The following is a 20,051-nucleotide window of genomic DNA, read 5'->3' as shown; positions in this document are numbered from 1 at the left end:
CGGAATAGAGCCGTTTTGTAATTTTTCCGGTTGTTGGTCAATCGACTCACTGCCATAACTTTACACAGTTGGTGTCAAGCTATTTCAGGGTGCTACAACGTGTTATATAATCTAACGTTATGTTAAGTGGCATAAAAAAGTGCAATATAAACATGATTTTATTGTACATATACTACACTTAAGAATCCCTTGTAGCCATAAATGACTGGTAGACTGACGTGTGATTTTAAAAGCACCTTACAACTCAAGGCGCGATCTACTTCGCTTTATCGGTTGAGAACGAGTATGGGAAATCTTCGGGCTTGGTACCCCGTTGCTTGTTCGGCGTTGCCGACATGGTAAACTCAAGCACGGCTCCCTGTTGCAACTCACGATGGCTTAGCCAGTTTTTACTGTAGGCTTTTCCATTGAGACGCAGGGAGTTGATGTACCGTTTTTGATCGCTGTTGTTCGCTGCGTTGATCACCAACTGCTTTCCGTTTTCCAGCGTTGCCGTTACCTTTTTGAACAAAGGTGTGCCCAGTACGTACTGATCGGTACCGGGGCAAACTGGATAAAAGCCCATCGCGGTAAATACATACCAAGCCGAAGTCTGGCCGTTGTCTTCGTCTCCGCAGTAACCATCGGGCGTGGGCAGATACAACCGGTTCATCACTTCGCGTAACCAGTACTGCGCTTTCCAGGGCTCCCCTGCGTAATTATACAGATAAATCATGTGCTGAATCGGCTGGTTGCCGTGGGCGTACTGACCCATGTTGGCAATCTGCATCTCCCGAATTTCGTGAATCACGCTTTTGTAATAACTCTCGTCATAGACCGGCGGCATCGTGAACACCGAATCCAGCTTGGTCACGAATTTCTGAGGTCCGCCCATCAGTGTCATCAACCCCTGTACATCGTGAAAAACCGACCAGGTGTAATGCCAGCTATTGCCTTCGGTAAACGCGTCGCCCCACTTGAACGGGTTAAACGGCGACTGGAAGGTACCATCCTGATTTTTTCCACGCATCAGCCCGCTTTTCGGATCGAACAGATTGCGGTAATTCTGGCAACGTTTGGCAAACCGGTCAATCTCCACCTGTGGGCGTTTCAGGGCTTTGGCCAACTGATAAATCGTGAAGTCGTCATAGGCGTACTCCAACGTGCGGGCGGCATTCTCGTTAACCTGCACATCATAGGGCACATAGCCTAACGTATTGTAATACGTCACGCCCCGGCGACCCACGGCGTCCATCGGGCCTTCGTTCTCCGCGTTTTTCAGCACGGCCTCGTATAACGCATTGATGTCATACCCGCGCGCCCCTTTCAGATACGCATCGGCAATGACCGAAGCAGAGTTAGAGCCGACCATTACGTTCCGTAGACCCGGACTGGCCCATTCGGGTAACCAGCCGCCTTCTTTATACGCATTCGCTAACCCCTCCTGCATCTGGGCATTCAGCGACGGGTACATCAGATTCAGGAAGGGGAACAACGACCGGAACGTATCCCAAAAACCGGTGTCGGTGAACATATAGCCGGGCAATACCTGCCCGTTATAAGGGCTGTAATGAACTACCTTCTTGTTGGCATCCAGCTCAAAGAATTTCCGGGGAAAGAGCAGCGACCGATACAGACAGGAATAAAAATTCTGCGTTTGCGCCAGCGAACCACCCTCCACCTGAATGCGGCTCAACTCTTTATTCCAGGCGGCTTTTGCCTTCTGTGTAACGGCGTCGAAGTTGTCGTTACCGATCTCGTTCAGGTTCCGTTCGGCTTGTTCGTAGCTAATGAACGACGAAGCAACACGGGCGTGAACCGGTTCGCCTTTAGCCGTTTTGAAACCGACGACCGCGCCAGCGTGGTCTGCCTGAATGGCCAACGAATCGTTTACCAGCGTTTTGCCACGCCATCCCTGCGCCGTAGCGAACGGCTTGTCGAACGAAATGACGAAATAGTTCTTAAAGTTTGCGGGCACGCCACCGCTGTTACGTGTCGTGTAGCCGATGATCTTTCGTTCGTTGGGTAAAATCTTAACGTACGAGCCCTTGTCGAAGGCATCGATCACTACGTAGGCACTGTCGGTTTTAGGAAAGGTAAAGCGGAAGCTAGCCGCCCGCTCGGTCGGTGCGATTTCGGTTGTTACGTCGTGGTCAGCCAAGTAAACGCTGTAGTAATACGGTTTGGCTACTTCGGCTTTGTGCGAATACCAGCTGGCCCGTTCGTCTTCATCGATCCGCAGTTTTCCTGTAATTGGCATGATCGAAAACTGACCGTAATCGTTCATCCAGGGCGACGGCTGGTGGGTCTGCTTAAATCCCCGGATTTTGTCGGCCGCATAGGTATAGGCCCAGCCGCTGCCCATTTTACCGGTTTGCGGCATCCAGAAATTCATCCCCCAGGGCAAGGCAATGGCCGGATACGTATTGCCATTCGACAAGCTCGGCTTGGAGTCGGTGCCAATAAGCGGATTAACGAAGTCAACGACGTCTGTCTGCTTTCGGGTTTGAGCGTGACTGATCGTAGCGACCAGCAGGAAAAGAGCGAGTAACTTGAATTTCATGGTGGCTGAAATGGGTCCGGGTGGCCGGACTAGGCTAATGGCGCTGCAAGGTACGCCCTCATCGTTTACGAAGAAAACAACCGCCGTTAGTACTACGTCCGGCAAACGTACCTGCGTTCAGTACATATCCAATGATAACCCGAGCGCGGTTTTATCGGTTAATGCGTACACCGTTGCCGAATTGATTTCTTATGACCAATATCCGGGTTGTTTTAGGCGATATTACACAACAGGCGGTAGACGCCATTGTCAACGCAGCCAACACAAGTCTGCTGGGTGGCGGAGGGGTTGATGGAGCGATTCACCGGGCGGCTGGTCCGGAATTGCTGGCCGAATGCCGCACCTTACACGGCTGCCAGACGGGTGATGCGAAACTGACGAAAGGCTACCGTTTACCCGCCAGGTACGTCATTCATACGGTTGGTCCGGTATGGCGGGGTGGTCATCAGAACGAGGCCGACTTACTGGCCAGTTGCTACCGGCGTTCGCTGGAGATCGCGGCAGAAAACAAGCTACGTAGCATTGCCTTTCCGAACATCAGTACGGGCGTATATGGGTATTCGAAAGACAAAGCGGCCGAAATCGCCTTGACAACGGTGCAGCAGTTCTTATCTCAGCCGACTTCCGTACAGGAAGTCATTTTTGTTTGCTTCGATCGGGAGAATCTTCAGTTATACCAGTCTATCCAAAGCAGCCAGCAGTAACAGTAGCCGACGCTGTTATTCGTTCCTAAAGAATGGGAGTCACGAATAATGAATAACCTCATGAGTATAAAGGAACGAAATTTTGTCATCACGACGACAGGAGGGATCTTCTGTCACCGGAAAACGTTTTAGCCTCACCAGAAGATCCCTCCTGTCGTCGTGATGACAAAACAATAGCCTGTAACTCACCTTCGAATACGAGTTAGCGGCCGGGCCGTACGGGGAGGTTACGCCAGATTAGTTTGGGCATGTTCGGGAACATACGCCGGGTGGACTGGTTGATGACGTAAAAGCATAAGATGAGTACGAGCAGCAGGGCTACGTTCATCCACCGAGTCAGCCACCGTCGTTTGATGAGGTAGTAATAATAGTACCCTACTCCAAGCGTGAACGCAATAACAGCAATATAGAGAATCCAAGTCCACATGGTAACAAAGGTAATGTTCGCCCAACTCAACCCACACCTTGTTAGCCTGTTCAATTTGGCAACGCCCGTCTAGACCCGCCAGTCGAGGGTAATTTTGCGACCCGTGTCGGCAGCCTGCAAAATTGCACCGATCAGCTTCATATCTTTCCATCCCTCCTCGCCCGATGCTTCTGGCCGGGTTTTCGTCCGGATCGACTGCACAAAGGCATCCATCTGCGCCGTTTGCTGGTACCGGGGAGACGGAACATCCATTGGGCCTTTACTGGTTATGCCCTGCGCGCCGGTCGCATTGAACGCCGGTTCGAGCTTGAACCAGCCGCGTTCACAGGTGACGTAAAGTCGGTCTACGTACGACGAGTAGGTCGTACTGGAGTGAGCAATCGCTCCGCTCGGAAATTCAAACTGCCAGAACACCGTTTCATGAATATCTTTGAAATGCACCTTATCGAACGTAAAGGCCTGCGCTGTCACGTGGATAGGGTCTTCATTGAGCGTTCGGCGGGCACCCTGAATCGCGTAGACGCCTAAATCCATGATCGCTCCGCCCCCGCCAATTTTTTTGTCGAGCCGCCACGAGTTAGGGCCCGGTACGGTAAAGCCTAAACCCGACTCGATTACTTTAACACCCCCGAAGGTTTTTTCCATCGCTAGCCGACGCATTTCCAGGTGATGCGGTTCGAAATAGAGCCGGTAGCCAACGGAAAGCTGTACCCCTGCCTTATCACAGGCCGTAATCATCTGCCGGGCTTCGGCCGCATTCATAGCCATGGGTTTCTCGCAGATGACGTGCTTGCCCGCCTGTGCCGCCCGGTTGGTGTATTCGGCGTGCATAAAATTCGGCAATACGACGTATATGATGTCGATGTCGGGATTATTACGGATCTGATCGAACGTCTGATAGTTGTAGATATTCTTGGCAGGAATGGCGTATTTCTCCGCCCAGGTTTTGGCTTTATCGGGCGAACCCGTCACGATACCGGCTAAATAACAGTGCTGGGTTTCGAGTAAAGCTGGAGCCAGTTGGTTGGTGGCATAGTTGCCCAGGCCAACAAGGGCAATGCCCAGCTTTTTCGGCGCTGGCTGGTCCAATATCAGATCGGGCTGCGTTAATAAACCGCCTACCGCTACTGAGAGCGTTTTCAGCGAAGTACGACGGGATAGATTTGTGTTCATGGATAAGGTTGGTTTAGCTGGCTTATCTCACAAAACAACACGGTTACGCTGAATCTGCCCTACCGTTCATCACATAGTACGGCGGCTCGAAACGTCATGCCTAAATAACGGCTGGTGTTCGGTTATAAACCGCTCAGAAACCACTGCTAGGTACATAAAAAACGACCGACGTTGTCGCCGGTCGTGTCGCTAGATTCATTATGTATCCCTTCGCTGGTCAGAACGTACTATTCTGTTACCGGAACAGGCGTTACCGGCTGGCTTTGTCCGTTCGGGCTGCCTTCCCCCTTCGGGCCACGCCGACGTTTTTTCCGGCGTTTGGGTTTATCCGTGGCGGGCGCGTCGGTGTTAATCGCTACGTCAGCGGAACCGGTCGGGAGCGCAGCGGCTGATTGAACGGAACGCGGAGACTCCGGTGAACGCTCGGGACGGTTGTTCGGGCGGGACTTACGTCGTTGTTCACCCGCTGACCCGTTGGCGTTCTGGGTGCGGCCTGAGCCCGAATCCCGCCGGCCACCGTCACGTCGGCCTTTGCCGCGTAAGCCGCTGAATCGTTTCGGGTCAAAAACAGGAGCTTTTCCCATGCCCAGCTCTTCAGTGATGGACCGCTTTTCCAGCTCCCGTTCGATGAGCCGTTCAATGCTCACCACTCGGTTCTGGTCCTGATCACTCACGAACGTAATGGCCGTACCAGTTGTGGCGGCCCGGGCCGTGCGACCAATCCGGTGTACGTAATCCTCGGCATCGCGCGGAATATCGTAGTTCACTACGTGAGTGAGGTTATCAATATCAATCCCTCTGGATAACACATCCGTCGCCACCAGAATCGGGAAAGCTTTGTTCTTGAAATCGCGCAGTACTACCTCGCGGTCGTCCTGATCCAGGTCCGAGCTGATGCCACGGGCTTCGTAGCCTAGTTTGCTTAAGGCCCGCACAATGCCGTTCACTTCCGATTTGCGGGACGTGAACAACACCATGCTCTGCACCGGCGTTACGCTGTTCTTGATCAGATGAGCCAGCAAAGGCAGTTTCTGATTGTCGTAGGCCAGGTACAACTGCTGGTCGATGCCGGCCGCTGGTTTGGAAACGGCCAGCCGGATTTCCTCAGGTTCCGTCAGGATTCGTTTTGAAAACTCCCGGATCTTATTGGGCATGGTTGCCGAAAACAGCAGCGTCTGCCGCTTGGCGGGTATCTTGGCGACGATATTTAAAATATCATCCGAAAAGCCCATATCGAGCATCTTATCGGCCTCGTCGAGCACCAGGTAGTCGATCTTGTCAAAATTGACATATCCCAACTGCATGTGAGCAATCAACCGACCGGGGGTAGCGATAATGATATCGGCCCCATCTTCGAGTGCCCGTCGTTGTTTATCCCACTCGTCGCCCTTGCCACCGCCGTAGATGGCAATGCTGGTGGCCTGCACAAAGTAGCCAAATCCTTCTACCTGCTCATCGATCTGTTTGGCCAACTCCCGCGTAGGCACCAGAATCAACGTACTGGTGTGGTCGTGATCCCCGTGCGAGATTTTATCGAGAAGTGGAATGAGGTAAGCGGCCGTTTTGCCGGTGCCGGTCTGAGCGCTCGCGATAAGGTCGCGCCCTTCGAGGATTTTGGGAATGGCCATCTCCTGAATCGGAGTAGCCTTCAAGTAGTTCATGGCGTCCACACCGGCCAACAGGTCGTCGTGGAGATTAAATTCCTGAAATGTCAAGGTTACAGCTTAATGTAAGTAAAGAAAACGCTGACCTTAACATCCCGGTCAGCAAACCGCCTGATTTAAAAGCAAATATATAAGAGGTAACGAAATATCCTATTCCTTCGTTCATCCGGGCCGGTTGGGAGGCCGAAATATCGGTTATATCGCACCAATCAGCGACTTCCTAAACTGTCTGAACCAAACGGGGTTGTACCTTTACGGCTTGCTCCCTTTTCGTATGCGTCTATCTTTTCTTGTCACTGCTTTTAGTTTAGGATTCATTCCACTTAGTCTACTGGCCCAGGTCCGAGACAGCACATCAACACCGTCTTCGCTGGACGATACCCTTCAGCTCAATGAAGTGGTGGTGCGGGGTTATGCCACCAACCGTCGGCTGCTGGAAACCCCGGCCTCCATTGGGTTACTCACCCGGCGTGACTTAAATCAACGGTTCGGTACGCCCACGCTCGTACCGTCGCTCAACACTCTGCCCGGCGTTCGGGCCGACGAGCGGTCGCCGGGTAGCTACCGGCTTGCTATCCGGGGCAGCGCCATCCGGTCGCCCTTTGGCGTACGGAACATCAAGACGTACTGGAACGAACTGCCTCTAACCGACGCGGGCGGCAACACGCCCCTGAATGCACTCGACGTTCGGGCGCTGGGACGTATCGAAGTCATCAAAGGTCCGTCGGGCAGTTTATACGGGGCTGGAACGGGCGGAACGATTTTGTTCAGTGGACTGAATGTACCAGCCGGGCAGACTAACGTAGAGTTGTCCGCGCTGGGCGGCAGTTATGGTCTGTACGGAAATGGCGTTGCGGTGCAGACAGGCAAGAACAACTCGGCCATCTCACTCAACTACAATCATTTACAAAGCAACGGCTACCGCGACCAGAGCGGACTCGTTCGCGACAACATAAGCCTGGTTGGATCTTTTAACGTCAGTCCTAAGCGGACGGTATCGGTGCTGGGACTGTATTCCGATTTGCATTACCAGACACCGGGTGGCCTCAATGCCGCGCAGTACCAGGCCAACCCACGGGCTTCACGACCAGCCACGGCGACCTTACCGGGCAGCGCTCAGCAGCAGGCGGGTATCTACCAGAAATTGGGGTACCTCGGCATTTCGCATGAGTACCGCTGGAACGATCGGATTCAGAATACAACGGTTATCTACGGGTCGAACACCGATTTTGCGAACCCGTTTATTACAAACTACGAAAGGCGGACTGACCAGGGTATCGGTGGCCGAACCATTACCCAGATTCGGCTGCCCAACGGACCACTTCCCACTACGTTCACAGTGGGCGCAGAACTGTTACGTACCTTCACGGTAGACCGGAATTTTGGCAACCGGGGCGGAACGCCCGATACCATTCAAACCGACGAAGAACTGATCGCAAATCAGTCAACGCTTTTTGCGCAGGCCGAAACGCAGCTACCCAACCATTTCCGGTTGACGGCGGGACTGAGCCGCAATGAGGTTAGTTATGGCTTCACCCGATTCCCAACCCGGGCAGTGGGTGCCTTACCCGCTACACTCCTGACCCGTAATTTCACGCCGGTCTGGCTCCCCCGCGTAGCGCTGTTACGTACCTTCGGTCGCGCAGGAGTCGGAACCGTAGCGGCATTCGTCAGCATCAGTACGGGCTACTCGCCCCCTTCCACCCAAGAGGTACGTCCATCGGCGGGCGGTTTCAACACCACCCTCAACCCCGAACGGGGCATTAGTTACGAGGCCGGTTTGCGGGGGTCGGCGTTTGCCAGTAAGCTGCGCTTCGACGTAACGGCCTATCAACTTCAACTGCGCGAAACCATCGTCCGGCGGTCGGATGCAGCAGGGGCCGAGTTCTTCGTCAACGCCGGACGGACCGATCAACGCGGTATCGAAGCTCAGCTTTCGTACGACTTCATTACGCCTTTATCCTCGGCGCCCTCTCAGTTTTTCTCGCTGCTCCGTTTCTGGAACAGTCTCACCTTGACAAACTACCGGTTCCGCAGTTACCAGCAGGGCACCACCGATCTGTCTAATAACCGGGTGCCGGGCGTTGCGCCAACAACCTGGGTAACGGGCCTTGACGCTGAAACCCGACCGGGCTTGTATGCGCACCTGACCTTCCAGTTCTTGGATCAGTTTCCGTTGAACGACGCCAATACGGTCCAGTCTGACCCTACCCGTCTGCTACAGGCTACGCTCGGTTTCCAGCGCAGCCTGGGTCAGCACTGGACCCTCGACGTATACGCTAGTGGCGACAATCTGTTAAACCAGACCTACGTACTGGGGTACGATCTGAACGCCGTTGGCAACCGGTATTACAATGCCGCCCCGACACGTAACGCCCTGGTCGGCATCCGCCTGAGTGTTAAGTGGTAATAGCCCCTCCGCGAACCGTTACTCAGCTACGGGCTGGCTCCTGTTGGTGAGTAACGGTTCAGTTCGGTGACGGACGGATGCTGACGCGCCTAATCTATTGGTATTTTTGGGCAGCCATTCAGTACGTCCCTTGCTCACCGTCACCAACCTCACCAAAGCTTACGACAGCCGTACGGTCTTAACGGTACCAGATCTTTCGTTACGCCCCGGCATCCATTATTTTCGGGGCGGTAACGGGTCCGGGAAAACCACGTTTTTTCGGACCGTAGCGGGTCTGATCCCTTTTTCGGGGCAGATCAGGCTGGATAATCAATACGAGATTAACCGCGACCCGGTGGCGTACCGCCTGCGCGTCAACTACGCCGAGGCCGAACCGCTTTACCCGCCCTTTCTGACGCCCCGCGACTTGGTCAGCTTCGTCGGCCGGGCGAAGCAGGCACCAGCCGGTCAGGTTGACAGTCTGGCCGAAACGCTGGGCGTTCATGCGTTCTGGACCCAGCCGACCGGTACGTTTTCCAGCGGTATGCTCAAGAAGTTATCCCTCCTGCTGGCCATGCTCGGAACACCCCGGCTTGTGCTCCTCGATGAGCCCCTGACGACCTTAGACGTAGCAACAGCGGCCCGCTTGTTCGACTATATCCGGCAGCTTCACGACGAACAGCAAGTGATGTTCTGGCTAACGTCTCACCAGGACGTTAGCCTGACGGGCTTACCCATTACCGCCACCTGGCAAGTCGGCAACGGCGTCATTAACCCGGTTTCGTACGACTGATGGCAGCTGTTCTTAATCGGATTTTCGTTACGTCCTTCTATACCCGCAATGCCGGTACCTTTCTGGTGGTTATTCTGCTGGCGTTTGGTTTTCTGAGCAGCGTCGAGCACAAAGCCCTGATTACGGCCGCGCTTGGGTCACCGTTTTTCCTGGGTGTTGTCTTTGTTCTATGGTTTCTCTACTTTCTAAAAACCAGCAGTTTTATTCGGCAGGAGCTAAGCGAACCCGAGCATCTGTTTCTGCAAACGTTCTGGCTTGTTCCGACCCCAACGCGTTGGCTGCTTTGGTTGGGGGTTCAAACTGCTCTGCTATTTCCGATTATGGCGTATGCCGCCTGGATGGTTCAACTGGCTGTTGTCTATCAACAGTGGGCCTCAGGTAGCGCCATCATTCTGTTTATACTGGTCCTGCTGGTCGCGGGGGCGTGGCTGTCCGATTATCGACTTCGCCACCCCAGTCCGGATCGCCTTCGGTTACCAACGGTAAACATCCGGCTGCCTTATAGCCTGTTTTTTCCAGCTTATTGGCTGCGTCATGAACCCTTGTCGTTCGTGCTGACGAAGGCCTTTTCCGGTCTGCTGCTGGCGGGCGTCTGCCGATTGTACCCCACGGACGACTATGACCAGCGTTTACTGCTGATCGGACTGTTGTTTGCCGTGCTGGGCCACGCGCAGGTTGGAGGCCAGTTGAGTGCGTTTGAACGCCGGTATCTGCTGCTTTTACCGAACCTGCCGCTTTCGTGGCTTCAGCGTTTTAGCCGATACGTGTTGATATACGGATTGCTCTGGCTGCCGGAACTGCTTATTTTGCTGCGAAACTGCCCGACTGACATTCACCTTAGTTACGTCGGCTGGCTCTGGCTAACCGGTTGGGGTTGGTTACTTCTTCTGCACAGCCTGGCCTACGGCTACGACGTTCTGCCCGAGCGGTGGCTGGCTGGTATTTTTCTCAGCTTTTTTCTCGGCCTGATTACCATCATGTTTGGCTTGCCGGTGGGCGGCTGGTTCGTACTCGGCTGGACATCAGCCCTCAGCGTTCAGGCCTATCGGTCTGCTTATTTGGTAACGAAGGCTGACCGTTCGAGTTAGTAGTTTTTAAGCAGCGCCTTCGCTTAGTCCTGCAGTTTAATACCCCTCCCAGCCTCCCCTAGAAGGGGAGGAGTTTTAACCGGCAGGCTCTGCTCCTCCCCTTGTAGGGGAGGCTGGGAAGGGTACAGCTATACTACGTAACTAGCTCTTCTTCTGGGTTCCGGCGACGGCTTGTTTATTAGCCATAGCCGTGATGGCAGCCACCAGACGGTCGAGATCTTTGGGGGTTGTATACAGATGCGGAGTCACCCGAACGCCCTGAATGTTCTCCCACGAAATCGGCGACGTATGTATTTTGTATTGACTAAGTAACTGGCTTTCAACTTCGCCCGGCTTCATTCCTTCGATGGAAAATAAAGCAACCGCACCGGCAAACTCAGGTTTAAGGGAGGTATGCACCCGAACGCCGGGCAGATTTTGTACGCGTTCAGCCCAGTAGTTTTTGAGGTAGTGTAGACGTGCGAACTTGCGAGCCCCGCCAATGCTCAAGTGAAAGTCAACCGCCGTTCCAATGGCCATTTCTGACGCGAACGAGCGCGTTCCCAATGTCTCAAACTTGCGGATGTCAGGCCCATCGGGCTCGTTGCTCGAGAGGAGTGCCCATACGTTACGAATCTTGTTCTGGCGGATGTACATCATGCCACTGCCGAACGGTGCACACAGCCATTTGTGCAGGCTGGTGGCGTAATAATCGCAGCCCAGATCAGGAATTTTGTACTCCATGTGCGCAAACGAGTGCGCTCCATCAACCACGACCTCGATGCCTCGCTTATGGGCTTCGTCGGCGATTCTTCGCACGGGTAAGACCTGACCAACCCAGTTGATGACATGGGTGATGTACACCACTTTGGTTTTGGGCGTAAAAGCCTGAACAAACTGCTGAACCAGCGCATTTTCGTCTTCACTCGGCAGATTCAGATTTAGATAAACGAGCTTTACCCCATCGCGCTTTTCGCGCTGTTTCCAGGCGTTGAGCATGTTGGGATAATCCTGCTTCGTGAGCACAACTTCGTCACCAGCTTTCAGATCGAGTCCGAAAATGATGGTATTCAATCCTTCGGTCGCGTTTCGGTTGATGGCAATTTCGTCGGGAGAGCAGCCAGCCAGATCCGCCAGTTTCGCCCGTAAGGCCTCCCGCCCCTGATCCAGAATGCGCCACATGTAATACGTAGGTGCTTCGTTGGCGTACTGATAGAATCGAATATGCGCATCCTGAACCAGCTTGGGCTGCGGACTCACTCCGCCGTTGTTCAGATTCAGCAGGTTCGGCGATACGGTAAACTCGGACTTCACCCACGCCCAGAAATCTTCGTCCTGCGCCCATTGGGCCGGTGATTTTATTGCTGCATCCGCCGTCGGTATCGGCGAAGCAGCGTAGGTGTCGGGTAAAAAACCAGGTAGGGAGAGAGCACCGGCAACGGCGGCTCCGGCTTGCCGAACAAAGGTTCTGCGGGTTGACATAGTTAAGTTCAGGTTGATCGGGAAATGGTCAGAGTAAAACTACCGGTATTCCGTTGTAAACCAAACGATACGTCTTTTTTCAGCGCCAATGTGATCCGTTACTGCCAGTAGTCCCAAATGGCTTTGGCGATTCGGGCGATTACGTCCTCGCGGGTTTTATCATCCGCTTTAGCGTCCGAGACGAATACCGCAATGGCAATAGTCTGCCGATTGGGCAACGTAATGAGGCCAACGTTATTGGTCGCAGCGGTTATACCGTCGACTGTCCGGGACGAACCGGTTTTGTGAGCAACCACCGTTCCGGCCGGGAGCAGGCCTTTGATTCGATGCATACCCGTTGGAGTCTCCGTCATCAACCGAAGCAGGAGAGCCCGGCTTGCTTTTGTCAGGCCACGACCTTCCTGAAGGGCACGTAACAACGTAACAGCTTGCGTAGGCGTTGCCCAGTTTCGGTATTGAACGGCATTGTCACTGCCAATTTCTTCTTCGGTGTTAAGCACCCGTACGCCCGTTACGCCCAGGCTGCGCAGGTAGCTCATAACGGCGGGAGCTCCGCCCACTGTTCGCAGCAATACGTCACTGGCCGACCCGTCGCTTTCCGACACGGCATATTGGAGTAGCCCACTCACGCTCAGGTCAACCCCTGCCGGATATTTATCCCGTATGGGGCTGTGTTGGCGTTCGGATACAAATTCACGTTGCGCTACGTGCATCGTTTGGGTTAGTGAAAGTTTTCCCTGGTCTACCTGATGTAGAACCGCCATACCAATCGGCAATTTATAGACGCTCTGCATCGGGAACTGTTCATTGCCGCGTAAGTCGATGGAGGCACCCGTTTCAAGTAACGTAGCGGCCACCCCCACGCGCCCCTGCGCCGAACGGGCAATTGTTTCCAACTGAGTACGAAGCTGATTTATAGACTGACGAGACGCTGATGCGTTGGTGCCGGGCTGAGCCTGTAAACGGACCGAAAGTACCAGCATTAGCAAAAGTAGGAAGCGGGAGAAGAGCATAAACAAAAAAGCGTTCTTTGGGATCAGATACGTAGTGTGCAGTAACTGATCCCAAAGAACGCAATAAAGCGGAAATCCCGAACGACCCGGTTACCCTTTTGTCTCGTCGTAGCGTAAACTGTACTGCGCTAATACGTCGGTCGGAACACCGTCCCACTGGTTTGGCGTATTGCCCATATACCCCAGGTCTTCAATGCCCATTTTGCTGGTATAAAATCCGCCCAGCACGAAGTTGCGCATCATCGTGAAAAACGCTACGCCCTGGGTCATGCCTGGAGCGACTTTACCCGGATAAGCAATCTGCTCGACCATGTCGATCTGCTGCGCTTTTGTACATTGCACAAACGGCTTGCCGTAGCGTTTTACGCACGTATTATTTAACCAACGGAGGCCTCCGCGCATGGGCGTCTGGTTGCGCGGCTGGTCTTTCATCATAAACTCGATGAACGCCGGTACACCCGCCTGTGACGCACTGCCCGATTTCGCATCCGCCGGAATGATGATGTCGCTCAGCACCGTAACGGTCTGTAGTTCGGCCGGGGTGAAAAACGTTTCGGCATGTAACTTTGCATCCCGTTCGGCTTCTCCCCTCGCCCGGCCGGGGGCAATCTTGCCAATTGGTTTTTTGACGACGGGTGGTTCAGGAACGGCAGCCTCGACCGGTCCGACTGCTAAGCCGAGTGAGGTTAACGATAACGTTTTAAGGGTATCTCTACGTTTCATGGCGTATCGGTTTGGGCTTAGATATTTTTCTTTTTAACCTCATCAATCAAGTATTCGGATGTGCGCATGGACGACGCCAATATCGTCCAGGTTACGTTCTTATCGCCCTGCGATACAAAAGGCGCGGCATCCACGACAAACAGATTTTTGACGTCGTGCGCCTGCTGGAACTTGTTCAGGGCCGATTTCGCCGGGTCGTTGCCCATACGTACCGTACCCACTTCGTGGATGATCCGACCAGGAGCCGCCAGCCCGTAATTTTGATCAGCCCCTGGCTTGCTTCCCATCGGCATACCGCCCATGGCATGAATGATCTCCTCGAAGGTATCCTGCATGTGCTTAGCCTGCTTGATCTCGAAATCTGACCACTTGTAATGGAAGCGTAAGGTGGGAATACCGTATTTATCGACGGTATTTGGGTCTATCTCGCAGTAATTCGTTTCCAAAGGCACTGGCTCTCCCCGACCCGCCATGCTTACGTAGGCCCCGTAGAACCTACGAACGTCGTCTTTCAATCCGGCCCCGTAGCCACCGGCTGGTTTCATTTTTCCATCACGGCCCGTCACTTTACCGTTGAGGCCTTCGATACCGCCCCCGAACCCGTAGCCCGGCATGCCCATACCGCCCCCGTATTCGATGTGATAGCCACGCGGGAAGTCCAGTTTCTTGTTGTCCAGCCACCAGGGTGTAAAGACGTGCATCCCGCCTACCCCATCTTCGTTGTAGCGCTTCCGATCCATCAGGGCCGGTATAAATCCGGAGCGGGATGAGCCAGTCGAATCGTTGAGGTATTTGCCGATTACACCACTTGAGTTGGCCAGTCCGTTCGGAAAACGCGCCGATTTGGAATTGAGTAGCAGCCGGGCCGACTCGCAGGCGCTGGCGCCCAAGACTACGGTTTTGGCCTGTACCGTCACTTCCTGTAACGTAATGGTATCTACGTACGAAACGCCCGTAGCTAAACCCGTTTTCGCATCGGTCAAGACCTCGCGCACCATCGCATTGTTTTGCAGCGTCAGGTTGCCGGTTTTCATGGCCGGAATCACCAGCACCGATGAGGCCGAAAAATCGGCATAGGCCTGACAACCCCGGTTACACTGGTGGCAATAAAAACATTGGCCACGCTCGTTATTGATCGGTTTGGTGAGAATCGACAAACGCGACGGCACCACCGGCACACCAATACCCGTAGCGGCCTTTTGCAGCATCAGTTCGTGCAGACGCGGTTTTGGGGGCGGCAGAAAGAAACCATCCGGTTCGTTGGGAAAGTTGGGCAGATTCGTTCCGAAGATGCCAATGAGCTTATCTGTCCGGTCGTAAAACGGTTTCATGTCCTCGTACCCAATCGGCCAGTCGTCACCTACTCCCGTCAGCGATCTCCGCCGGAAATCGTCGGGGCCAAAGCGCAGCGAAATACGGCCCCAATGGTTCGTACGTCCGCCCAGCATCCGGGAGCGAAACCAGTGAAACTCGCCACCGGGCTTCGACGAATACGGTTCACCTTCAATATCCCAGCCGCCCCAGGCTGCGTCGAAGTCGCCCCCGGAACGTGAGGCTGTGGCCGCTCCCCGACGGGGCGACTCGTAAGGCCATTTCAGCTGCGTGATGTATTTAGGATCGGCCGGGTCATAATAGCCGCCAGCTTCCAGCATCAGCACTTTAGCACCGGCTTTGGTCAGCATATAAGCCGCCATACCGCCCCCCGCTCCTGACCCGACAATTACGGCATCATAGACAGTCGGCGCTTTCTTGAGTTGAAAAAGGTCCATGTAGTTAAACTATGTTGGGAATAGGAAAGACAATGTCACTCATGTGAACGAACTATCCTAAAAGCAGGAAAATACGCTTGCTTACTGTTACGGTCAGTTGAGGCCAGTACGGAAATTCGGCCTGACGTAACGATGGTATTCTGGCCCAGTTCCGTTCAACGTACGAATCGACCGGGCGTTTTTTGGTTCACAACCATTTTTTGAGAAACGCCATACTGTCTTCGCGCATGGCGGCTGTTTCTTCGTGGCCCGTGTCGTAGATCGTCAACTGCCAGGCGTCGGCGGCTCCTTCCGCTTCGTAAACACGCCGAAGTTGCCGATCGATACGTTGCAGGCCGTTCATGGGCGTCAGCGGATCAAAGCGACCAGCCAGGCTGAGGTGCGCCCGTGGGGCAATGAGGGCGTTTATCTGGGCAGTGGTAAAATGCGTCAGCAGATCGGGTACGTAGTAATAAATGCCGTGCTGTGCCAGACCGTTTTCTTCGATCAGTGACTGATAGTCCGTCAAACAGCATAGATCGATACAAACTCTGATGCGTTCGTCGAGGGCGGCCAGCCACCACGCCATGGTGCTGCCCATCGACATACCCAGGGTGGCGATACGTTCGGCATCGACGTCGGGGCGGGTTTGCAGGTAATCCAAAGCCCGGAGGTGGTCATATACCATCATGCCCCAGAGCACCTGTCCATGCCAGAGCATCTCTTTGAACGTATCGACTTCGTTGCGATACTGGCGCTCGCCAAAACACCAGCTATCGATGCATAGTCCGGCATACCCAGCCTGTGCCAGAGCAACCGCATACGGCGGTGACTGCATTTCGGCACGGCCCCGCATGAACTCGTCTTTGCCGACTTCGTACTGCCCAAAATGAGAATGGTTGAACAGCACCACCGGCACGTTCTGCGGTGCCTGTTTGGGCCTGGTGAAATAGGCAGGTACAGGTTCGATACCATTCAAATCCAGGCGCAGCTTCTCGACAATCATCTCCTCTGTTTCGTATCGATCAATGACCTCAGCGGTTATAGGATGAGAACGGTCGGGAAGTTTCCCGAGCAGCGTATAGAGTAGATCTCGTTGTTGCGGCTTCGTTGCCTGTCGCGTCTCTTCCGGCCTATTCATTTTTTTAGCGGGTTACATGTTTTTCCGACACGCTGAGCCAGGGGATGGCAGGCACTATATGGCAAGAGCAACGTAAATACGTTGCTCCTGCAAAAACAATTAGTAAATCCGTACAGAGGCTGAACCCCGTTACGGAAACTTCGGAAACTTGCTGAAATCAGGCTTCCGCTTTTCCAGAAAGGCGTCTTTCCCTTCTTTAGCTTCTTCCGATAAGTAGTACAGCAACGTAGCGTCGCCCGCCAGCTGCTGAATTCCGGCCTGCCCGTCGAGCTCGGCGTTGAACGAGGCCTTGAGCATACGCAGGGCAATCGGGCTTTTCTCCAGCATCTTACGGCACCAGGCCAGGGTGGTCTCTTCCAGTTGATCGAGCGGAACCACTTTGTTCACCAGGCCCATATCCAGTGCTTCCTGCGCGTCATACTGATCGCAAAGGAACCAGATTTCGCGGGCTTTCTTTTGACCAACAATGCGGGCCAGGTACGAAGCGCCGAAACCGCCATCAAACGAACCTACTTTCGGGCCGGTCTGCCCGAAACGGGCATTGTCGGCGGCAATCGTCAGGTCGCAAACTACGTGCAAGACGTGTCCGCCCCCAATGGCATAGCCCGCTACCATGGCTACCACCGGCTTCGGGATGCGCCGGATCTGCATTTGCAAATCCAGTACGTTCAGACGCGGCACTTTATCCTCGCCGACGTATCCGCCATGCCCCCGAATCGACTGGTCGCCACCCGAGCAGAAGGCCTCACCCCCTTCTCCCGTCAGAATAATAACCCCCACGCGCTCGTCCTGCCGGGCCAGTTCCATGGCTTCCGACATTTCTTTCACTGTCAGCGGGGTAAAGGCATTTCGTTTATGAGGGCGGTTGATGCTGATTTTGGCAATGCCCTCGTAATAGCTGAATAAAATTTCCTGGTACTCCTTAATGGTTTCCCAGGGGTAGTTGCTTTGCATAGTTTGTGATCGTAGCCAGAAGTGAGGAGTCAGGAGTGAGACAACTAACCGTCTCGTGCTTGCGGAGCATTCTCACTCCTGACTCCTCACTTCTGGCTACTCATTATATGAAACATCATGATACTGCACATCCCAGGTGTGGTCGGCCATCATACGAACGGTGGCCAAGCAGCGCTCGAACGGAAATTTGCGTCCCCATTCGTTCGGACCAATCATTGAAAGAACGTCCGATCCATTTTTACGCGTGTAAAAGTAGTACGTATGGCCTACCACGGGTTCGAAGTTCATCTGGGCCGCGTAGATCCGCTCCGACACTTCAACCCGGTGCCGGATAGCCGTGGCCTGATCGGCAAGGAGCTGCATCTGCTTGTAGAGCTGGCTGAGCTGTAAGTCGGTTTGCTCGCGCATGGCCGAGACCGCCCGGCCGGTAATCTTCCCTTTGTCTTCGGGACGAATGACGGCACCACCCGCCGTGTGTGCATAGGCCAGCAAACCCGGCGCTTCTGCAACTTTATCCGGCGAAATCGGATTAATAACTACTTTCGCTTCTTCCATAATGTAGTTGGGTAACACCCCGACGAACGCCTTTGTTCGTTGTCGTTGAATGACAAAAAATAACGCATATTTACATCGGAAAGCCGATGCTTGCCCGCAAAAGTACTAGAAACCGTCATGGAAACCATTCTTCCGAAAGTAGATCAGCCGACAATGCCCCGTCAGGAGTTTTTTCGGCTCGTTGGCATCAGCCTGGGTGCCATCCTGATAACTCGCTGTGCAGCAGGCTGCGGAGCGCAGGGAGACGGCAATATAACGCCCGACCCCAACCAGAAAATTGATTTTATGCTGCGGCTCGACGATAAGTCGAACGAGAACCTGATCGTTAAGGGCGGCTACGTCATTGTCAATAATGTGATCGTTGCCCAAACGAAAGACGGAAATTATGTAGCCGTGTCTGCCGACTGTACGCACCAGGGCACTCAGCTTACGTTCAAGCCCAACGACAACCAGTTCTATTGTCCGCTCCATCTGTCGCGGTTCGATACAACGGGCAAGGTCATTACGGGTCCGGCGGTTGAACCCTTAACGCAGTACAAGACTTCCTACGACTCCGGTACGCGGACAATACGGGTTTTCAATTAGCGCGTCTATGCGTATTGATCCCGCTCATCCGGATGGATGGCCAGCCGCTCAGACGCCCTACGAGGCCGAAGCGCTCCGCTTTTGTCGGGATTGGCAGCGGGGTCAACCGGAGTTTACGCTGCATACGTCCGGCTCAACGGGCACGCCCAAACCCATTCGGCTGAGCCGGGCGCAGATGCAGGCGAGTGCCCGGCTGACGGGACAAACGCTGAACCTGCAGGCTGGCGACCCGTCGCTGGTGTGCCTCAACGTCCGTTACGTAGCGGGGGTGATGATGTTGGTACGGGGGCTTGAACTGGGCCTGCCCATGACGATTATTGAGCCGGTAAGTAATCCGCTGGTGGATCTCGACCCGGCCGCTACGTCCTTTGCGTTTACGGCGCTGGTGCCGCTGCAACTGCAAACGATCCTGGACAATACCCCCGACAAGGTAGCGATCCTGAACCGCATGAAAGCGATCCTGGTGGGTGGAGCCGCAACGAGTCCGGCGTTGGAGCAGGCTCTCCAGGTGATTCAGTCGCCGGTTTACGCCACCTACGGCATGACCGAAACGGTGTCGCACATTGCCCTGCGTCGACTCAATGGCGCTGAGGCTACTGCTGTTTTTACGGCCTTGCCTGGCGTTGAACTCGGCCTCGACGAACGGGGCTGCTTACACATTACGTCGGCCGCGACGAAGTTCGAGCGGGTTCAGACGAATGATGTGGCTGACTTACTTGATCCGATCCATTTTCGATTAATTGGCCGGGCCGATCGGGTAATTAACAGTGGCGGAGTAAAAATCCAGCCCGAACCCATAGAACGCATCATCCAGGACGTACTGGCTCAGCATGGGCTGGCCCCGCGCTTATTTGTCGTCGGCTTGCCTGATGAGCGGTTCGGCCAGCGCCTGGTGGTCGTCACGGAAGGAACCCCTGTTCAGGACGAAATTCGGGAACAGGCCAGTGAGCTTGTCCGATCCAGACTGGGCGCTTATTCCGTACCTAAAGAACAGATTGCGATTCCCGCCTTTGCCGAGACCGCTACGGGGAAGATTGACCAAACGGCTACGATTGCCCAAATCCGCTAACTTTGCCCGCGCGTTAAACACC

17 protein-coding genes are annotated in these 20,051 nt (G+C 54.3%); 6 read left to right on the top strand and 11 right to left on the bottom strand.

Annotated elements, in window-relative coordinates; all coding sequences use genetic code 11:
* Window positions 1–256: 256 nt before the first annotated feature.
* Window positions 257–2,542 carry a GH92 family glycosyl hydrolase gene (locus tag ACYVIY_RS08670; protein ID WP_460975909.1) on the bottom strand — a complete coding sequence of 762 codons (2,286 nt, stop codon included), beginning with the start codon at window positions 2,540–2,542 and terminating at the stop codon, window positions 257–259.
* 191 nt (window positions 2,543–2,733) lie between these two features.
* On the opposite strand from ACYVIY_RS08670, the gene ACYVIY_RS08665 reads away from it, so the two are divergent.
* Complete coding sequence (locus ACYVIY_RS08665) at window positions 2,734–3,246, top strand: O-acetyl-ADP-ribose deacetylase (protein ID WP_460975908.1); 513 nt, start codon at window positions 2,734–2,736, stop codon at window positions 3,244–3,246.
* A 202-nt stretch (window positions 3,247–3,448) separates the two neighbouring features.
* On the opposite strand, the gene ACYVIY_RS08660 is transcribed toward ACYVIY_RS08665, so the two are convergent.
* The 3 genes from ACYVIY_RS08660 to ACYVIY_RS08650 all read right to left on the bottom strand — a co-directional run bounded on the left by ACYVIY_RS08660 (window position 3,449) and on the right by ACYVIY_RS08650 (window position 6,507).
* A complete protein-coding gene (locus tag ACYVIY_RS08660) occupies window positions 3,449–3,673 on the bottom strand; it encodes a hypothetical protein (RefSeq protein ID WP_460975907.1) in 225 nt (74 codons plus the stop codon).
* A gap of 69 nt (window positions 3,674–3,742) precedes the next feature.
* The gene (locus ACYVIY_RS08655; protein ID WP_460975906.1) at window positions 3,743–4,846 is read right to left on the bottom strand and encodes a Gfo/Idh/MocA family protein; all 1,104 of its coding nucleotides are present in this window, start codon (window positions 4,844–4,846) and stop codon (window positions 3,743–3,745) included.
* Window positions 4,847–5,073: 227 nt separating this feature from the next.
* Complete coding sequence (locus tag ACYVIY_RS08650) at window positions 5,074–6,507, bottom strand: DEAD/DEAH box helicase (protein WP_460975927.1); 1,434 nt, start codon at window positions 6,505–6,507, stop codon at window positions 5,074–5,076.
* 277 nt (window positions 6,508–6,784) lie between these two features.
* Here ACYVIY_RS08650 and ACYVIY_RS08645 point away from each other — a divergent pair, with 277 nt between their 5' ends.
* The 3 genes from ACYVIY_RS08645 (at window position 6,785) to ACYVIY_RS08635 (ending at window position 10,780) form a co-directional block, all read left to right on the top strand.
* Window positions 6,785–8,920: a TonB-dependent receptor gene (locus tag ACYVIY_RS08645; RefSeq protein WP_460975905.1), complete on the top strand. Its 2,136-nt coding sequence runs from the start codon at window positions 6,785–6,787 to the stop codon at window positions 8,918–8,920.
* 130 nt (window positions 8,921–9,050) lie between these two features.
* Window positions 9,051–9,692, top strand: coding sequence for an ABC transporter ATP-binding protein (locus ACYVIY_RS08640; RefSeq protein ID WP_460975904.1), 642 nt, complete (start codon window positions 9,051–9,053; stop codon window positions 9,690–9,692).
* Window positions 9,692–10,780, top strand: a complete 1,089-nt coding sequence (locus ACYVIY_RS08635) for a hypothetical protein (RefSeq protein ID WP_460975903.1) — start codon at window positions 9,692–9,694, stop codon at window positions 10,778–10,780. Before ACYVIY_RS08640 ends, ACYVIY_RS08635 begins: the two co-directional genes overlap by 1 nt.
* Before the next feature lie 141 nt (window positions 10,781–10,921).
* Here the strand turns inward: ACYVIY_RS08635 and ACYVIY_RS08630 are convergent, their stop codons facing one another.
* The 7 genes from ACYVIY_RS08630 to ACYVIY_RS08600 all read right to left on the bottom strand — a co-directional run bounded on the left by ACYVIY_RS08630 (window position 10,922) and on the right by ACYVIY_RS08600 (window position 18,375).
* Entirely contained in the window at window positions 10,922–12,241 is a 1,320-nt protein-coding gene (locus ACYVIY_RS08630) for an aminotransferase class V-fold PLP-dependent enzyme (protein ID WP_460975902.1), read from the bottom strand.
* Window positions 12,242–12,339: 98 nt separating this feature from the next.
* Window positions 12,340–13,224, bottom strand: a complete 885-nt coding sequence (gene bla / locus ACYVIY_RS08625; RefSeq protein WP_460975901.1) for a class A beta-lactamase — start codon at window positions 13,222–13,224, stop codon at window positions 12,340–12,342.
* 120 nt (window positions 13,225–13,344) lie between these two features.
* On the bottom strand, window positions 13,345–13,977 hold the full coding sequence (locus tag ACYVIY_RS08620; protein WP_460975900.1) for a gluconate 2-dehydrogenase subunit 3 family protein: 633 nt from the start codon (window positions 13,975–13,977) through the stop codon (window positions 13,345–13,347).
* A 17-nt stretch (window positions 13,978–13,994) separates the two neighbouring features.
* Window positions 13,995–15,746 carry a GMC oxidoreductase gene (locus tag ACYVIY_RS08615; protein ID WP_460975899.1) on the bottom strand — a complete coding sequence of 584 codons (1,752 nt, stop codon included), beginning with the start codon at window positions 15,744–15,746 and terminating at the stop codon, window positions 13,995–13,997.
* A 187-nt stretch (window positions 15,747–15,933) separates the two neighbouring features.
* Window positions 15,934–16,866, bottom strand: coding sequence for a dienelactone hydrolase family protein (locus ACYVIY_RS08610; RefSeq protein ID WP_460975898.1), 933 nt, complete (start codon window positions 16,864–16,866; stop codon window positions 15,934–15,936).
* A gap of 129 nt (window positions 16,867–16,995) precedes the next feature.
* Window positions 16,996–17,820, bottom strand: coding sequence for a 1,4-dihydroxy-2-naphthoyl-CoA synthase (menB, locus tag ACYVIY_RS08605; protein WP_460975897.1), 825 nt, complete (start codon window positions 17,818–17,820; stop codon window positions 16,996–16,998).
* Window positions 17,821–17,916: 96 nt separating this feature from the next.
* Window positions 17,917–18,375 (bottom strand): DUF2452 domain-containing protein, encoded by a 459-nt coding sequence (locus ACYVIY_RS08600; protein ID WP_460975896.1) that lies wholly within the window; start codon window positions 18,373–18,375, stop codon window positions 17,917–17,919.
* Between the two features lie 117 nt (window positions 18,376–18,492).
* Between ACYVIY_RS08600 and ACYVIY_RS08595 the strand changes: the two genes are divergently transcribed.
* Both ACYVIY_RS08595 and ACYVIY_RS08590 read left to right on the top strand, forming a co-directional pair.
* Window positions 18,493–18,960, top strand: a complete 468-nt coding sequence (locus ACYVIY_RS08595) for a QcrA and Rieske domain-containing protein (RefSeq protein ID WP_460975895.1) — start codon at window positions 18,493–18,495, stop codon at window positions 18,958–18,960.
* A 7-nt stretch (window positions 18,961–18,967) separates the two neighbouring features.
* The gene (locus ACYVIY_RS08590) at window positions 18,968–20,029 is read left to right on the top strand and encodes an AMP-binding protein (RefSeq protein WP_460975894.1); all 1,062 of its coding nucleotides are present in this window, start codon (window positions 18,968–18,970) and stop codon (window positions 20,027–20,029) included.
* The last annotated feature ends 22 nt before the right edge of the window (window positions 20,030–20,051 follow it).

The sequence above is a fragment of the Spirosoma knui genome (assembly GCF_054780635.1).
This window is presented reverse-complemented; position numbering and strand designations above follow the sequence as displayed.

Bases quoted from the DNA above. Each gene is read 5' to 3' on its own strand.
- ACYVIY_RS08670 (WP_460975909.1), bottom strand. From the start codon at position 2,542: ATGAAATTCAAGTTACTCGCTCTTTTCCTGCTGGTCGCTACGATCAGT.
- ACYVIY_RS08665 (WP_460975908.1), top strand. From the start codon at position 2,734: ATGACCAATATCCGGGTTGTTTTAGGCGATATTACACAACAGGCGGTA.
- ACYVIY_RS08660 (WP_460975907.1), bottom strand. From the start codon at position 3,673: ATGTGGACTTGGATTCTCTATATTGCTGTTATTGCGTTCACGCTTGGA.
- ACYVIY_RS08655 (WP_460975906.1), bottom strand. From the start codon at position 4,846: ATGAACACAAATCTATCCCGTCGTACTTCGCTGAAAACGCTCTCAGTA.
- ACYVIY_RS08650 (WP_460975927.1), bottom strand. From the start codon at position 6,507: ATGAACTACTTGAAGGCTACTCCGATTCAGGAGATGGCCATTCCCAAA.
- ACYVIY_RS08645 (WP_460975905.1), top strand. From the start codon at position 6,785: ATGCGTCTATCTTTTCTTGTCACTGCTTTTAGTTTAGGATTCATTCCA.
- ACYVIY_RS08635 (WP_460975903.1), top strand. From the start codon at position 9,692: ATGGCAGCTGTTCTTAATCGGATTTTCGTTACGTCCTTCTATACCCGC.
- ACYVIY_RS08630 (WP_460975902.1), bottom strand. From the start codon at position 12,241: ATGTCAACCCGCAGAACCTTTGTTCGGCAAGCCGGAGCCGCCGTTGCC.
- bla (WP_460975901.1), bottom strand. From the start codon at position 13,224: ATGCTGGTACTTTCGGTCCGTTTACAGGCTCAGCCCGGCACCAACGCA.
- ACYVIY_RS08620 (WP_460975900.1), bottom strand. From the start codon at position 13,977: ATGAAACGTAGAGATACCCTTAAAACGTTATCGTTAACCTCACTCGGC.
- ACYVIY_RS08615 (WP_460975899.1), bottom strand. From the start codon at position 15,746: ATGGACCTTTTTCAACTCAAGAAAGCGCCGACTGTCTATGATGCCGTA.
- ACYVIY_RS08610 (WP_460975898.1), bottom strand. From the start codon at position 16,866: ATGAATAGGCCGGAAGAGACGCGACAGGCAACGAAGCCGCAACAACGA.
- menB (WP_460975897.1), bottom strand. From the start codon at position 17,820: ATGCAAAGCAACTACCCCTGGGAAACCATTAAGGAGTACCAGGAAATT.
- ACYVIY_RS08600 (WP_460975896.1), bottom strand. From the start codon at position 18,375: ATGGAAGAAGCGAAAGTAGTTATTAATCCGATTTCGCCGGATAAAGTT.
- ACYVIY_RS08595 (WP_460975895.1), top strand. From the start codon at position 18,493: ATGGAAACCATTCTTCCGAAAGTAGATCAGCCGACAATGCCCCGTCAG.
- ACYVIY_RS08590 (WP_460975894.1), top strand. From the start codon at position 18,968: ATGCGTATTGATCCCGCTCATCCGGATGGATGGCCAGCCGCTCAGACG.